Annotated in this window: 15 protein-coding genes; 5 read left to right on the top strand and 10 right to left on the bottom strand. The window is 48.0% G+C overall.

Annotation, left to right across the window (positions count from 1 at the left end; genetic code table 11):
- The 3 genes from sdhA to sdhC are packed head-to-tail and all read right to left on the bottom strand — an operon-like array spanning position 1 to position 2490.
- Positions 1-1773, bottom strand: coding sequence for a succinate dehydrogenase flavoprotein subunit (gene sdhA / locus ACXAH4_RS17795; RefSeq protein WP_303574205.1), 1773 nt, complete (start codon positions 1771-1773; stop codon positions 1-3).
- Position 1774: 1 nt separating this feature from the next.
- A complete protein-coding gene (gene sdhD / locus ACXAH4_RS17790) occupies positions 1775-2122 on the bottom strand; it encodes a succinate dehydrogenase, hydrophobic membrane anchor protein (RefSeq protein WP_119501254.1) in 348 nt (115 codons plus the stop codon).
- Positions 2116-2490, bottom strand: a complete 375-nt coding sequence (gene sdhC, locus ACXAH4_RS17785) for a succinate dehydrogenase, cytochrome b556 subunit (RefSeq protein ID WP_119501253.1) — start codon at positions 2488-2490, stop codon at positions 2116-2118. Before sdhC ends, sdhD begins: the two co-directional genes overlap by 7 nt.
- Positions 2491-3157: 667 nt before the next feature.
- On the opposite strand from sdhC, the gene ACXAH4_RS17780 reads away from it, so the two are divergent.
- Positions 3158-4438, top strand: coding sequence for a citrate synthase (locus tag ACXAH4_RS17780; protein WP_474882844.1), 1281 nt, complete (start codon positions 3158-3160; stop codon positions 4436-4438).
- A 60-nt stretch (positions 4439-4498) separates the two neighbouring features.
- Complete coding sequence (locus ACXAH4_RS17775; protein ID WP_474845845.1) at positions 4499-4918, top strand: DUF3429 domain-containing protein; 420 nt, start codon at positions 4499-4501, stop codon at positions 4916-4918.
- Positions 4919-4981: 63 nt separating this feature from the next.
- On the opposite strand, the gene ACXAH4_RS17770 is transcribed toward ACXAH4_RS17775, so the two are convergent.
- From ACXAH4_RS17770 to ACXAH4_RS17755, 4 genes are all read right to left on the bottom strand, one after another.
- Positions 4982-6442, bottom strand: a complete 1461-nt coding sequence (locus ACXAH4_RS17770; protein WP_474882842.1) for a phosphohexomutase domain-containing protein — start codon at positions 6440-6442, stop codon at positions 4982-4984.
- Positions 6439-7860: a mannose-1-phosphate guanylyltransferase/mannose-6-phosphate isomerase gene (locus ACXAH4_RS17765; protein ID WP_349586044.1), complete on the bottom strand. Its 1422-nt coding sequence runs from the start codon at positions 7858-7860 to the stop codon at positions 6439-6441. Before ACXAH4_RS17765 ends, ACXAH4_RS17770 begins: the two co-directional genes overlap by 4 nt.
- 154 nt (positions 7861-8014) lie before the next feature.
- Positions 8015-8848, bottom strand: coding sequence for a pirin family protein (locus tag ACXAH4_RS17760; RefSeq protein WP_474882840.1), 834 nt, complete (start codon positions 8846-8848; stop codon positions 8015-8017).
- A complete protein-coding gene (locus ACXAH4_RS17755) occupies positions 8848-9807 on the bottom strand; it encodes a glutathione S-transferase family protein (RefSeq protein WP_474882838.1) in 960 nt (319 codons plus the stop codon). Before ACXAH4_RS17755 ends, ACXAH4_RS17760 begins: the two co-directional genes overlap by 1 nt.
- A gap of 212 nt (positions 9808-10019) precedes the next feature.
- Here ACXAH4_RS17755 and tcdA point away from each other — a divergent pair, with 212 nt between their 5' ends.
- The gene (gene tcdA, locus ACXAH4_RS17750) at positions 10020-10793 is read left to right on the top strand and encodes a tRNA cyclic N6-threonylcarbamoyladenosine(37) synthase TcdA (protein ID WP_119501246.1); all 774 of its coding nucleotides are present in this window, start codon (positions 10020-10022) and stop codon (positions 10791-10793) included.
- A 46-nt stretch (positions 10794-10839) separates the two neighbouring features.
- Positions 10840-11247 carry a hypothetical protein gene (locus tag ACXAH4_RS17745; protein WP_349586040.1) on the top strand — a complete coding sequence of 136 codons (408 nt, stop codon included), beginning with the start codon at positions 10840-10842 and terminating at the stop codon, positions 11245-11247.
- Here the strand turns inward: ACXAH4_RS17745 and ACXAH4_RS17740 are convergent.
- Entirely contained in the window at positions 11198-11743 is a 546-nt protein-coding gene (locus ACXAH4_RS17740) for a DUF2919 family protein (protein ID WP_474845834.1), read from the bottom strand. The genes ACXAH4_RS17745 and ACXAH4_RS17740 overlap by 50 nt on opposite strands.
- Positions 11744-11917: 174 nt before the next feature.
- Here ACXAH4_RS17740 and rimO point away from each other — a divergent pair, with 174 nt between their 5' ends.
- Positions 11918-13363: a 30S ribosomal protein S12 methylthiotransferase RimO gene (gene rimO / locus ACXAH4_RS17735; protein ID WP_474882836.1), complete on the top strand. Its 1446-nt coding sequence runs from the start codon at positions 11918-11920 to the stop codon at positions 13361-13363.
- A gap of 17 nt (positions 13364-13380) precedes the next feature.
- On the opposite strand, the gene ACXAH4_RS17730 is transcribed toward rimO, so the two are convergent.
- A complete protein-coding gene (locus ACXAH4_RS17730) occupies positions 13381-14376 on the bottom strand; it encodes a Kelch repeat-containing protein (RefSeq protein ID WP_474882900.1) in 996 nt (331 codons plus the stop codon).
- Positions 14373-15032, bottom strand: a complete 660-nt coding sequence (locus tag ACXAH4_RS17725; protein ID WP_474882834.1) for an SDR family oxidoreductase — start codon at positions 15030-15032, stop codon at positions 14373-14375. Before ACXAH4_RS17725 ends, ACXAH4_RS17730 begins: the two co-directional genes overlap by 4 nt.
- Between the last annotated feature and the right edge of the window lie 3 nt (positions 15033-15035).

Here is a 15035-nt window from a genome sequence, read left to right as displayed (position 1 = left end):
TTAATATGAACGCACTTTAGGCGGGAATGCTTCCCGTAACTTTGGCGCCATATTGACGTCACGTTTCAACATAGACTCGGTTTGCGGGCGATAGATGCTGTGGCATAACCAGTTCTCATCGTCACGGTCCGGGAAGTCGAAACGGCTGTGTGCACCACGACTTTCCGTACGGAAGTTCGCAGCCACTGCAGTGCTGTATGCTGTCTCCATGAGGTTATCAAGCTCAAGACACTCAATACGCTGGGTATTAAAGTCTGAACTCTTATCATCAAGACGGGCGTGTTGCAGGCGTTCTCTGATTTCTTTAAGTTGTTGTAAACCTTCAGCCATTGCATCACCTTCACGGAATACCGAGAAGTTAAGTTGCATACATTGCTGCAGGTCCTTTTTAATTTGAACCGGATCTTCACCCTTGCCTTTTTCAGAGGACTCCCATCGATTGAAGCGGGCCATAGCCGCATCAAGGTCAGATTGAGAAGCATCGCGGGCAGGCGCGATTTCAGACAATTTTTCACCCAGGTGCAGACCGGTCGCACGACCGAACACCACGAGATCAAGCAGTGAGTTACCACCGAGGCGGTTTGCACCGTGTACAGATACACAAGCAATCTCACCACAGGCGAATAAACCATTTACTACGGAGTCGTTACCGTTTTCATCAACAGTCAGACACTGACCATGAACGTTGGTTGGAATACCACCCATCATATAGTGACAAGTCGGGATTACCGGAATAGGTTCTTTAACCGGGTCAACGTGAGCAAATGTACGTGACAGCTCAAGGATACCAGGCAGACGTGACTCAAGTACGTCTTTACCCAGGTGGTCCAGCTTCAATTTAATGTGAGTACCCCAGGGGCCTTCGCAACCACGACCTTCACGGATTTCCGTCATCATTGAACGGGCAACAACGTCACGACCGGCAAGGTCCTTCGCGTTAGGAGCATAACGTTCCATGAAACGTTCGCCGTCTTTATTAAGCAGGTAACCACCTTCACCACGACAACCTTCGGTTACCAGCGTACCGGCACCGGCAATACCTGTCGGGTGGAACTGCCACATTTCCATATCCTGTACGGAAACACCGGCACGCAGTGCCATACCAACACCGTCACCGGTATTGATGTGAGCATTAGTAGTAGAAGCGTAAATACGACCAGCACCACCGGTAGCCAGTACAACAGCACGTGACTTAAAGTAAACCACTTCACCGGTTTCAATGTCGATAGCAGTACAACCTACTACATCGCCGTCCTGGTTCTTAACCAGATCCAGTGCGTACCACTCAGAAAATACTTTCGTTTTGTTTTTCACGTTCTGTTGATACAGAAGGTGAAGCAGCGCGTGACCAGTACGGTCGGCAGCAGCCGCTGTACGTGCGCCCTGCTCGCCACCGAAGTTTTTCGACTGACCACCGAAAGGACGCTGATAAATTTTACCATTCTCGAAACGTGAGAAAGGCAGACCCATGTTTTCCATTTCAATAATGGCTTCAGGACCGGTTTTACACATATATTCAATGGCGTCCTGGTCACCGATATAATCGGAACCTTTTACCGTGTCATACATGTGCCATTCCCAGTTATCTTCATGGGAGTTACCCAGCGCTACGGTGATACCACCCTGCGCAGATACGGTGTGAGAACGGGTAGGAAAAACCTTAGATAATAAGGCGCAGGATTTACCTGACTGAGAAATTTGCAATGCGGCACGCATACCCGCACCGCCTGCGCCGATTACAACGGCGTCAAATTCATGTACTGGTAGATTCATATCAGATACTCCACAAAACAAACAGGCCAACAAGAACGTATACAAACGCAATCAGGTTCAATACGAACTGGATAACAGCACGCAGGCCGGGCGCTTTAACGTAATCGGTAAGAACTTGCCACAGACCAACACGAACGTGAAACATAACAGCAACCAGTGTTGCAAATGTGAAGACCTTCATGCCTAAGCCAGTAAACAGACCACGCCAGATTTCATAGCTGAGTTCATCGGTGGTGATGAAGAACCACACCATGAAAAATGAAAATGCGGTGATGATTGCGGCGGTTGTGCGCAGTGTAACGTAATCTTGTACACCGTCGCGCTTAATGCTTGCCTGGTTAGTTACCATAGTGCGACTCCCAAAACGACAGTAAGAACAACCCACAGTGCGATGATTGCACGGGCGCTGTTATTACCTGACTCTAATTCTTCCCAGTGACCCATATCCATAATAACGTGACGGATACCGCCAAGAATGTGATACGTAAGTGCGGAAGCTGTACCGATAGCAATCAGTTTTCCAATTACTCCGTCCATGATTGTTTGCACGTTAGCAAAGCCGTCTGGTGATGAAACAGAAACTGCCCATGCCCAGATAACAAATAAAAGTGCGAAAAACATGGCTACGCCGGTGACGCGGTGGAGAATTGAAGAAACAGCAGAGGGAGGAAATTTAATTGTCTTGAGGTCTAAATTTACTGGTCTTTGCTTTTTCACAATTTATGCCTGTTTAATCCGTAGGGATATGAATTACCCGCTGTTTTTATGTCCTGACAGAGTAATTCGGTTGTTTACCTGTTAATAGTCTCGTCCAATGAGTTGTTAACAATTTGTGAAGTATTTATTGCTTTATTAACAAGGCAGTAGTGCCTCGTTTCAAGCACGCCTGAGTATATCCAGCGCATTGTACAATTACAATTTTTTGTACCCTATTAGGACTTTAGTCGTATAACTTCTGAACACCGGATGGCGGGGTGTATGATGAGAGCGTTACTTTTGCTTATCGAAGCAAGCGCAAGTGCAGCAGGCAATCTACACTCAACACCTATGGCGTCGCGTATTAATATAACACACCTGAAATTCTATGCATTTAGATGAAACAGATGTAATCCATGGAAATTTCACATGATTGTTAATCTGTCATGAAGAAACCATTTCTTTTCACTTCAATTACAACTTATTTTTTAGTGCGTAAATAAAATAAACATAAGTTGTAATACAGTTTCGATATAACTTTTAATAACTTGGAATATTTATTATACAATTTTGCAATTAAATTGACTTTTAGCTGCATAATAAAGTAAAACTACGCCACTTTTTCCAACTAACTCGTTTAGTTTTTAAGCGAGAACGTTGCCAAAGAACCATTCTGAGGAGAGCATTTATGGCAGATCAGAAGGCCATTCTGAAAGCCGGTGATAAAGAGATCGAACTACCGATTTTGTCCGGCACCGAGGGTCAAGATGTAATTGATGTACGTTCACTGGGTGCACACGGATATTTCACGTTTGACCCCGGTTTCATGGCGACAGGCTCTTGCGAGTCTGCAATTACGTATATCGATGGCGCGGCTGGTGTATTATTGCACCGTGGTTACCCTATCGAAGAGCTGGCACGTGATGCGTCCTACCTCGAAGTGTGCTACATGCTGTTAAACGGCGAAGCACCAACTAAAGAAGAATATGATGATTTCCGTGCGACAATTACCCGTCACACAATGGTTCATGAACAAATCAACATGTTCTTCCACGGTTTCCGCAATGATGCCCACCCGATGGCCATGCTTTGCGGCACTGTAGGTGCGATGTCTTCTTTCTACCACAGTGACCTGGACGTTTCTAACCCTGAAGAGCGTATGCGCAGTGCACACCGCTTAATCGCGAAAATGCCTACGCTGGTAGCTATGTGTTACAAGTACAACATCGGTCAGCCGTTTGTTTACCCGCGTAACGACTTAAGCTACGCTGCAAACTTCCTGAATATGATGTTCTCAGTCCCTGCTGAAGAATACAAAATCAGTCCTGCCGTTGAACTGGCTATGGACCGTATCTTCACGCTTCACGCTGACCACGAACAAAACGCTTCTACGTCTACTGTCCGTCTGGCAGGTTCTTCAGGTGCTAACCCTTATGCGTGTATCGCTGCCGGTGTTGCATCTCTGTGGGGCCCTGCGCACGGTGGTGCAAACGAAGCATGTCTGACAATGCTGGAAGAAATCGGCAGCGTGGACCGTATTCCTGAGTTTATCGCACGCGCGAAAGATAAGAGCGATCCTTTCCGTCTGATGGGCTTCGGTCACCGTGTTTACAAAAACCACGACCCGCGCGCCACAGTAATGCGTGAAAGCTGTCACGAAGTACTGAAAGAGCTGAATGTACAGGATCCATTACTCGATGTAGCAATGGAACTGGAAAAAATCGCCCTTAACGACCCGTACTTCGCTGAGAAGAAACTGTTCCCGAACGTTGACTTCTACTCAGGTATTATCTTAAAAGCGATTGGTATTCCTACCAACATGTTCACGTGTATCTTTGCTCTGTCCCGTACAGTTGGCTGGATTTCACACTGGCATGAAATGATGAGCGATCCGAAGCAAAAAATCGGTCGTCCACGTCAGATGTATACCGGTTACAACCAACGTAAATTCTCACCGCTGGAAAAGTAATTTTTTCCCGATGAGTTAAAATAGCGCCTTATGGCGCTATTTTTGTTTTAAGGAGTGAATATGCCCTATCAGGTTGTGCTATTAGGGGTTGCCGGACTGATCCCTTTTTTATTTTTGCCTCTTGCAGTGGTCCTTAACCTGCTGCCGTTGCATGAAAGTGCCCGTTATTTCACCCAGTATTCTGCCGTCCTGCTTTCATTTTTTGGTGGTATTTACTGGTGGGATGCCCTGAATAAAAAAGCGTATGGTCCGCAACTTGTGATTGCCATGCTGCCCACGATTACTGGCTGGTTATGTCTTGTATTTGCAGGCAACCTGTCTACGCTGGGTGTGCTGTCGGTGGCTTATCTGGCAGTATTATTTTATGACAAGCAGGTACTCGCATTAGATAAATCAGCGATTGTCAGCTATATCACCTTGCGGATGGCTTTAACAACAGTGGTTGTGTTGTCACATGCCTGGTTGATTTTCCTGTTCTGAATCATGTTATACAAACGAAAAAGCCTCGTTAAAACGAGGCTTTAGACATTTAAGGAATGACTATTATTCAGATCGAATAAGCGTAATTAATTCTTGTGTTTTTTCTTCCATCAACGGAATGTTACCGCGGGACTCAACGTTCAGGCGGATTACCGGCTCCGTATTCGATTTACGCAAATTAAAGCGCCACTCAGCAAATTCATAACCGATGCCGTCAGTATCGTCGATAACTTCAGCGTCTGCTTCATATTTTGCTTTAACCCGCGCCAGCGCGGCATCAGCATCTTTCAGCACGCTGTTAATTTCCCCTGAGGACGGAAATGCTTCAATCCGTGCTGCCACCATATCAGCCAGCGATGTTTGCTTTGTGCAGAGCAGCTCTGCCACCAGCAACCAGGGGATCATACCTGAATCGCAATAAGCAAAGTCGCGAAAATAGTGATGAGCACTCATTTCGCCGCCATACACAGCGTCTTCTTTACGCATACGCTCTTTGATGAACGCATGACCGGTTTTGGATTTAACCGGCGTCCCACCGGATGTTTTCACAATGTCTTCGGTGTTCCAAAATACGCGGGGATCGTAGATAATTTTGGCATTATCTTCCTTGTCGATGAACGCCTGAGCAAGCAAACCTACAATGTAATAGCCTTCAATAAACTCCCCTTTCGCATCAAACAGGAAACAGCGGTCAAAATCACCGTCCCAGGCGATGCCGAAATCAGCGTTATGGGCAATAACCGCTTTTGCAGTATCCGCACGGTTTTCAGGCAGCAGCGGATTGGGGATCCCGTTAGGGAATGTACCGTCAGGCTGATGGTGAACTTTGATGAACTCCACCGGCACGCCAGTTTCAGAAAATACCGCTTCAATGGCATCCAGCGCCTTACCGGCTGCACCATTACCCGCATTCGCGACAATTTTCAGAGGCGTCAGGTTAGCAGTATCAATATACGAGACAACGTGGCGTGCATAATCTGTGAGGCAGTCTTTTTCTTCGTAGGCTCCGGAAGCCTTAAGCTTCGCAATATCAATATGACTGTGGCCGTTGAAGAACGCTTCAGCATCAATGCTGGCATCATTGCAATAAAATGCCAGACGGCTTGCAACCGCTTCGTCACCGTATGTCTCAGCAAGCGCTTTAATCGCATTTAACCCGGTATCACCACTGATAGGAACAGAGCCGGCTTTAACCAGCTTCATACCGTTGTAGTTAATCGGGTTGTGGCTGGCAGTTACTTCAATACCACCGTCAACACCCAGGTGCTTAGTGGCAAAATATATCTCTTCAGTGCCGGTATCACCTAAGTCATAAACCTTTGCACCGCCATCAATCAGGCCTGCTGACAAAGCCAGTTTTAATGGTGTAGAAGTAAGGCGCACATCACCACCGACAACCACAGTTTTCGCTTTCAGTTCTTCAGCAAAAGCGCGGCCTATACGATAAGCCACTTCCTCGGAGAGCTGCTTGTTCAGCTCTCCGCGGATGTCATAGGCTTTAAAACAGGTAATTGGCTGACTCACGCTTTACCATCCTTTTTTTCTGTTCTGCCATATCGGTCAGAGAAACGGATGATATCGTCTTCACCCAGGTAACCACCGGATTGCACTTCAATCAGCTCCAGCGGGATCTTGCCCGGGTTTTCCAGCGCATGAACTTCACCGATTGGAATATAGGTCGACTCATTCTCTGTCACCAGCTGCGTTTTTTCTCCGATGGTAACATTGGCTGTGCCGCTTACTACAATCCAGTGCTCAGCTCTGTGATGGTGCATTTGTACTGATAATTTTTCACCCGGCTTAACCGTAATACGCTTCACCTGGAAACGTGCACCGTTATCAATGGAATCATAGCTGCCCCAGGGTCTGAATACTTCCCGGTGGAATTCGAATTCAGGGCGTTTTTCTGCTTTCAGACGGTTTACCACATTTTTGATGTTTTGCACTTTATCTTTATGCGCAACCATGATGGCGTCTTTTGTTTCAACAACAACAACATCATCCAGTCCGATAACAGAAATCAAACGCTGCTCGGCATTAATATAACTGTTGTTAACGCCTTCAAGAATGGCATCTCCGACAATAACATTGCCACGGGTGTCTTTCTCAGCGGTTTCCCACAAGGATGACCAGCTGCCAACATCAGACCAGCCAGCGTCGAGTGGTACCATTGCCGCACTGTCGGTTTTTTCCATCACCGCATAATCGATCGAATCGTCCGGGCAGGATGCAAATACATCTGCGTCAACACGGATAAAGTCCAGATCAGCAGACTCAGTATCAATGGCATCACGGCAAACTGACAGAATGTCAGGATTGAATTTTTCTAACTCTTCCAGATAACGGCTTGCTTTAAACATGAACATGCCGCTGTTCCAGAAATACTTACCGGAAGACACATAACTTTCCGCAGTAGCAAGATCCGGCTTTTCTACAAATTCATCAACCACAAATCCGTTATCAATTCCGTCTCCGGCTTTGATATAACCGTAACCGGTATGCGGCTGGTCCGGCACAATCCCGAAGGTTACCAGCTTACCTGTGCGTGCCAGGATCTCTGCCTTTTCTATGGCGAGATGGAAAGCCGGCGTATCTTTAATCAGATGGTCTGCTGCCAGCACCAGTAAAATAGGATCTTCACCATTTTTGGTTGCATGCAACGCAGCCAGCGCAATCGCAGGGGCAGTGTTACGCCCTACCGGCTCAAGCAAAATTCCGTCATGAGCAATGTTCTGTATGCGTAACTGTTCTGCAACCAGAAAACGATGGGCGTCATTACAAATAAAAATGGGGCTTTCAGAATCGGTTCCTTTCAGACGGGTAACCGTTTCCTGCAACATAGTTTGTTCTGACGTGAGCGCGAGAAATTGCTTTGGAAGTGCTGCGCGGGATTTGGGCCATAATCGACTCCCTGTCCCACCGGCTAAGATAACTGGTTTCATTGACTTTCCTGTTTTATAAGTACGGCTAATTCTTTTTCCTGCCTCACTGAATACTAAGCGAGTGGCTGCTTTGGTTCAATTGTTTGTCAGTGGAAAGTCGTCAAAACCATGCAATTTTAACAATTTCGACACAAAGCAGCTTAAAAATGCCTGTTTAACCAGCAAAACGCCCGTTCTGATAGTCTTTAATGGCCTGATGAATTTCAGCTTCGGTGTTCATCACAAATGGTCCGTACTGCACCACAGGTTCCTGAATAGGCGTACCGCTGACAATAATGCACTTTGTGCCGGCCTGCATTGTCATCGTTAATGCTGTCCCCTTACTGAGTACAGCCAACTTTCCATGACTTACCGGTTGTTCAGCAATTTGCAGGCCACCTTCGTAGCAGTAAACAAATGTATTATGTTCATCTGCCAGCGGCAACGTCACTTCCTCTTCAGCAGCGCTTTGTACGTCAATAAACAGCGGATCGACAGAATGACTTTTAACCGGACCACTGACGCCATTAAATTCACCAGCCAGTATTTTCACCCTGACCTGTTGCCCTATTGCAACATCCGGCACGGCATCAGGATGGATATCTTCATATCCCGGCGCTGACATTTTTTCTTTTGCCGGTAAATTCACCCACAACTGAAAGCCTTGCAACAACCCCGATTCCTGTTCCGGCATTTCTTCATGAATGAGTCCCCTGCCCGCATTCATCCACTGGATGCCACCAGCCTCAATGACGCCTTCATTGCCTACGGAATCCCGGTGACGCATTTTACCTGCCAGCATATAAGTCACCGTTTGAAATCCCCTGTGGGGATGAGGAGGAAAACCGGCGATGTATTCACCCGGATTATCAGAACCGAAAAAATCCAGCATCAGAAAGGGATCAAGACGGGGAAGCGACGGCTGTCCTATTATGCGGGTCAGCGACACGCCCGCACCATCCTGCGTGGGTTTTCCCTGATGAAGTGACAATACAGTTTTAGTGCTCATTATTTGTTCTCTCTGGTATGGGGCACATCCAGTTGCTGTGCCGGACCCGCCGGCACTACCTGTGTCGGATTAATCATGGTATGACTGTAGTAGTAATGGCGTTTGATATGAGCAAAATCCACTGTGTCAGCCACACCGGGAAATTGATACAGCTCCCGCATATAATTGTATAGATTGGGATAATCCGTGACCCGTTTATGATTGCATTTAAAATGACCGTGATAGACAGGATCAAAGCGGATAAGCGTGGTAAACAAACGCCAGTCTGCTTCAGTAAGTTTGTCACCGCACAAATATCGTTGATGACTCAATCTGGATTCAACAGAGTTCATGGCGTTAACCAGGGCTTCAAATGCCTCTTCGTAAGCATTCTGGGTAGTAGCAAAACCACATTTATACACACCGTTGTTGATGTTGTGATAAACCAGTTCATTGATATTATCGATGTCTTCCCGTAACGCCGGAGGATAATAGTCCGTCGTATCACCGGTTATGTCATTGAATGCCGTATTGAACATTCTGATAATATCCGCCGATTCGTTACTGACAATAGATGCGGTTTTCTTATCCCAGAGCACAGGTACCGTAACCCGCGTTGTTACGCCCCACTCAGCTTTGGTGTATAGCTGATGCATGAAGTCAAAATCATAAAGATCATCGCCACTGCTACCTGCGGATTTATCAAAGGTCCAGCCATTATCCAGCATATCCGGCGATACAACGGAAACACTGATGTGCGGTTCCAGTCCTTTAATTTTCCGGAAAATCAGGGTTCTGTGTGCCCACGGACAGGCAAGCGACACATAAAGGTGATATCGCCCGCTTTCAGGAGTAAATTTCGCGTTATCTGAATTCTCAACATGATGACGGAACACAGACTGTTCCCGTTTGAATTTCCCGCCGTTGCCATCAGTATCGTACCATTTGTCCTGCCATTTACCGTCAACCAGTAGTCCCATGGAAAGCTCCTGTTAAATTGGATTGTTGAAATTTAACCACACCTTTCGTTTAACGTATTTTGACAATTCAAGGATTGATTATCCGGATAATTAGAATAATCCCCGTCAAATCCGCACTGCGCACTGCATTAAAAAGAAATTCCCTGTAAAATACTGCCTGTCGCCTGAATTACCTTCAGCGACGCAGGTTTTATATTAAATCAGCAGGAACTATGAGCGAAAAACAACGATTTGGCGGAATAAGCCGGCTGTACGGCGTTGATGGCACTGAAAAACTGGCAGCAGCCCACGTTTGTGTAACAGGTGTAGGGGGCGTTGGCGCGTGGAGTGCTGAAGCGCTGGCACGAAGCGGTGTGGGTACGATTACCCTGATTGACCTTGATGATGTGTGTACGACCAACATCAACCGTCAGATCCATGCGCTGGACAACACGGTAGGTCAGGCTAAAGTCGACGTGCTGGCTGAACGTATTAAGTTAATTAATCCGGCCTGCAGGGTAATTACGGTAGAAGACTTTGTGACACCTGAGAATGTCCGTGAAGTGTTGCATACAGATATGGACAGTGTGATTGAAGCCACCGACAGTGTGAAGGCCAAAGCGGCTATCATTGCCTGGTGCAAGCGTAACAAGTGCCATGTTGTGACCGTTGGCGGTGCCGGCGGTCAAATTGATCCCACGCAGATAACACGGGGCGACCTCGCCAGAACTATTCAGGATCCGCTGGCGGCAAAGGTTCGCAGTGAATTAAGACGCTTTTATAACTTCACGAAAAATCCGAAACGCCGGTTTGGCGTGGAGTGCATCTATTCGACGGAACAGTTACGCTACCCCCAACCGGACGGTTCAGTGTGTCACAGTAAATCTGCACTTGAAGGCGGTACGCGACTCGATTGCGCCGGCGGTTTTGGTGCAGTGGTAACGGTAACCGCAACATTTGGCATGTTTGCAGCGGCCAGTGTGATTAATAAAATCACGGCGAAATAGACACATCGGGCTACAACGCGCACAATAAAAGAAAAAGGAGAACACGATGCAACAAGCTGAACTCGAAAAATTAATGGAAGAATGCTCTGCCGACGCTGTCCGGGCGGCTCATGATGAATTCGCTATTGAACTGGATTACAGCCCTGAAAGCACAAAGAGCGTTGACGACATACTGCTATCTTTTCTGGACAAGTACCACGACAAAGCGCTGGAAGACTCCGCCGTCTTTACCATTTGTAACGTCTACGGTGCGTATCTTGGTGAGACATATAGAAAGATTGCTGGCGGCGACTGGCGATATGACGATTCAAATCCCGAAGCGCCCTTTGTTGTACTGGACGCCGGAGAGTACTCTTACGCGTTTGCCGGTATTTGTTATGAGCGCCTGGTAAACGACAGCAATGTCAGTGTGGCGATGTATTTTGACCAGGCTTTGTCACGCCAGCGTCAGTAATTTTTTTATCTTCTGTGCCGCCACTGTCTCCGGTGGCCGGATCACGCCAGTCACTGACCATCAACCGTATATGCCGGCTGCGCATGACAGTGACGAATACCAGAACATTGACCAGAATAAAACAAGCCGGCGTCCAGTGGAAATCCCACTGGTCGTGCAGCACGGTCTGCATTTGTGCTGCGATACTGACGATATTTCCCGTCCAGATAAGCGGCATGATCCCCAGTCGCCAGCCGGTCAATTCCTTATTCCACAACCGCTCCCGGTTACCCATCAGCAAAATGACTGTTAAAAAAGGCCAGGTGGCAAGCAAGCGCCAGCCAAGTACTGTTTTATCAGGATAAAGTACGGAAAGTAATTCTGATGTCTGGCCAAACGTGACCAGAGAAAAGACTAATGCAATCCAGTCACTGCAAAGTATTAACAGCATCCAGTAAAGCCAGAGTGGCGGTTTGACGCGACCGGCTTCATCATAGCAATGTAACGGCAATAACATGAGGAGTGAACGCTTTTTCCTCCGGGTAACACCCGGACACACAGGATTATTCAGGTGCGGCAGTCTAACAGGTGAATGAAAAAAGAGGAAATCGCTGCCGGAACGAAGGCTAATCTTATTACTCTGCAATAAGCCTGATATAATGTGCCGATAATGTGTTAACAGTAGAAGTCCATGTCCGTAGAGAAATACACCCCGAACGCGACCACCACACTCAGTACTCCGGTCAAAGTACTTGAGTCACAGCGTAGCGACAGCCCGGCATCCACCGTGGAAAATCCCATTGCGAAAATTGGTTTTGTCAGTTTAGGCTGCCCGAAAAACCTCGTGGATTCCGAAAGGATCCTCACCCAGCTTCGCACCGAAGGGTACGATGTTGTCCCTACTTACAACGATGCCGATCTCGTCATCGTCAACACCTGCGGTTTTATCGATTCTGCTGTGCAGGAATCATTAGATACGATTGGTGAAGCACTGACAGAAAACGGGAAAGTGATTGTGACCGGTTGTCTTGGGATCAAAGAAGATGAAATCCGCGAGGTGCATCCGAATGTGCTGGCGATCACCGGCCCCCATGCTTATGAAAGCGTGGTAGAACAGGTTCACAGTCATCTTCCTAAGCCGGTTCACAATCCGTTCGAGCACCTTGTACCGGATCATGGCATTAAACTGACTCCGAGACATTACGCCTATCTCAAAATCTCCGAGGGCTGTAACCACCGCTGTACATTCTGCATTATTCCATCTATGCGGGGAGATCTGGTCAGCCGTCCGGTGGGTGAAATACTTGATGAAGCGAAACGACTGAAATCAGCAGGTGTCAGCGAATTACTGGTCATTTCCCAGGACACCAGTGCATACGGTGTAGACGTAAAACACCGCACCGGGTTCTGGAATGGAATGCCGGTGAAGGCACATATGCAGCAGTTGTGTGAAAAACTCGGTGAACTGGATATGTGGGTGCGTCTGCACTACGTTTATCCCTACCCTCATGTGGATGATCTTATTCCGCTAATGAATGAAGGTCGTATTCTGCCGTATCTTGATATCCCTTTTCAGCATGCCAGCAAACGTATCCTGCGTCTGATGAAGCGTCCGGGCAGTGCAGAACGCACCATCGAGCGGGTCAAAGCCTGGCGTGAAGCTTGTCCTGAGCTCATTATCCGCTCCACCTTTATTGTTGGTTTCCCGGGAGAAACGGAAGAAGAATTTGAAGAATTGCTGACTTTCCTTCGCGAAGCACAGCTGGACCGCGTTGGCTGCTTTGCTTACAGTCCGGTTGAAGGAGCAAAGGCCAATGATTTGCCTGACCCGGTGCCGGAAGACGTTAAGCAGGACCGGCTTGCACGCTTTATGGCAGTACAAAGCGAAATCAGTGCACAACGCCTGAAGTCACGTATCGGTAAAGAATATTTGGTGGTCATTGACAGTGTTGACGCCGAAGGTGCCGTTGGCCGTACCTATGCGGACGCCCCGGAAGTCGACGGCGTCGTTCACCTCAATGGTGTGCACGATGTGAAACCGGGTGAACGTGTTTGGGCAGAAATCATTCATGCTGATGAGCACGATGTCTGGGGCGTTTTGAGCCCTGACGATGACGAAGAGATGGAAACGGCCTGATCCACAAGCCGTCAGTTTCAGTCAGTGGCAACCGTAAACTGACTGACGATATGGCGGGTGTCTTTCGCACCTGCCTCACCTGCCCCGCCAATTAACCAGATGGCATCCTCAAAGCTCACCACACCCAGCCCGTGTCGCGGCACTGGCATGACCGTAGCTTCAGACCAGCGCTTACGATTAATTTCGTATCGCCAGACCTTGTGGAATACACCACCTCCGGCATCGTCAAAATGTTCGCCGCCAAAAACATAAATACTGCCGTGAAGCACCGCGCAACCAATCCCGGCTTCTGCTTCCGGCATAGGTTTTCCGGTTATCCAGATATCTTTTGCTGCATCAAATACTTCATGCACAGCAGTGTTACCGTTGTCCACTGTGCGGCCACCAATCACATGCCACTTATCGTCATACACCACACTGCATGCACTGTTGCGCGGGGTTGGAATTGGCGTTGCTGACTGCCACACCGACGTTTCCGGATCAAACACGCCGTGCCAGTCTGAGTCCATATGATGCTGCCAGTGATAGTTATCTTTCGTCGTGGTCCGTCCGCCGGCGAGGTGCACTTTACCGTTTATGACGGCAGAAATGCTTTCAGACAATTTAACCGGCATGGGATTACGCTTTATCCAGCTGCCGTCACTTTCATTAAATTCCCAAACCGCAGAGGAATTAATCCACTGCCCGTTTTCATTTTCTGTGAAACCACCGAAGGACCATAATTTTTCACCCGCAGACACAAGCATAGCGTGATGCACAGCAACAGGAAAAGGCGGCAGTGTTTGCCAGTTTTTACTGCCCTGCTGAAAACGAAAAACCTGGTCTGATACCGTGAAATTCGGGGTTCCGGATGTCAGGCCACCAGCCACATAAATACTCTCTTTGTGTACTGCCGGGTAAATTTCCTGCACCGGTGCAGGTAATGAAGGGCCGTGTTGCCAGTGATAATTACTGGCTGCGACGGCATTGCCTGCACAAAAAAGGAGTGCAACTGCTGCGATGCGGCGAATCACCAAGGCAGTGACTCCCCGTTTGCATGAACAAAGCTACCGGTATTCTCCATTGAAAGACTATCAAGTTGCTTCAGCAAACCGGCTGCGGCTGTATCTGCATCAACATCACCGGCATTATTCACCATTTCCGTCTGCACAAAGCCCGGGTGTAGTAATGCCACTGCAATGCCTCTGGTACGCAAATCGTTGGCCATAGAGACACCGGCAGCGTTCAATGCAGCTTTTGACATCCGGTAGCCGTAATATCCACCTGATGTGTTATCCGCCATAGAACCCATCCGGCTGGTCACAAGACCGATTTTGCTCCCTTCACCCATGGCCGGGAGCAGGATTTGCGATACCAGCAAAGGCCCCAGAGCATTAACTATGAACTGATAATCAATAGTATGCGGTTCCTGTTCGTCCAGCGTTTCCCTGGCCAGTACGCCGGCATTATTGATGAGAAGGTCAATGTGAATATCGAGCAGAGGTGCAAGTGCCGCCGGTAACGCATCCGGGTTAGAGACATCCACGCCGGTCAACACCGTTGCTCCGGAAGCATTCAGCGCGTCAGAACTGTTACGGCAGGCAACATAAACGTTATCGCCTCTGGCAAGACACGCTTTGGTCAGCGCCAGCCCGATCCCGCGGTTACCACCGGTAATTACCACATTCATAAA

It is taken from the genome of Alteromonas sp. ABV2_168 (genome assembly GCF_056161165.1).
The sequence above is the reverse complement of the archived record's forward strand: the minus strand, read 5'-3'. Positions and strand labels throughout refer to the sequence as shown.

What these genes read in the sequence shown, in the direction of transcription:
- sdhA (WP_303574205.1), bottom strand. Translation starts at nt 1,773, where the DNA reads ATGAATCTACCAGTACATGAATTTGACGCCGTTGTAATCGGCGCAGGC.
- sdhD (WP_119501254.1), bottom strand. Translation starts at nt 2,122, where the DNA reads ATGGTAACTAACCAGGCAAGCATTAAGCGCGACGGTGTACAAGATTAC.
- ACXAH4_RS17780 (WP_474882844.1), top strand. Translation starts at nt 3,158, where the DNA reads ATGGCAGATCAGAAGGCCATTCTGAAAGCCGGTGATAAAGAGATCGAA.
- ACXAH4_RS17775 (WP_474845845.1), top strand. Translation starts at nt 4,499, where the DNA reads ATGCCCTATCAGGTTGTGCTATTAGGGGTTGCCGGACTGATCCCTTTT.
- ACXAH4_RS17765 (WP_349586044.1), bottom strand. Translation starts at nt 7,860, where the DNA reads ATGAAACCAGTTATCTTAGCCGGTGGGACAGGGAGTCGATTATGGCCC.
- ACXAH4_RS17760 (WP_474882840.1), bottom strand. Translation starts at nt 8,848, where the DNA reads ATGAGCACTAAAACTGTATTGTCACTTCATCAGGGAAAACCCACGCAG.
- ACXAH4_RS17755 (WP_474882838.1), bottom strand. Translation starts at nt 9,807, where the DNA reads ATGGGACTACTGGTTGACGGTAAATGGCAGGACAAATGGTACGATACT.
- tcdA (WP_119501246.1), top strand. Translation starts at nt 10,020, where the DNA reads ATGAGCGAAAAACAACGATTTGGCGGAATAAGCCGGCTGTACGGCGTT.
- ACXAH4_RS17745 (WP_349586040.1), top strand. Translation starts at nt 10,840, where the DNA reads ATGCAACAAGCTGAACTCGAAAAATTAATGGAAGAATGCTCTGCCGAC.
- ACXAH4_RS17740 (WP_474845834.1), bottom strand. Translation starts at nt 11,743, where the DNA reads ATGTTATTGCCGTTACATTGCTATGATGAAGCCGGTCGCGTCAAACCG.
- rimO (WP_474882836.1), top strand. Translation starts at nt 11,918, where the DNA reads ATGTCCGTAGAGAAATACACCCCGAACGCGACCACCACACTCAGTACT.
- ACXAH4_RS17725 (WP_474882834.1), bottom strand. Translation starts at nt 15,032, where the DNA reads ATGAATGTGGTAATTACCGGTGGTAACCGCGGGATCGGGCTGGCGCTG.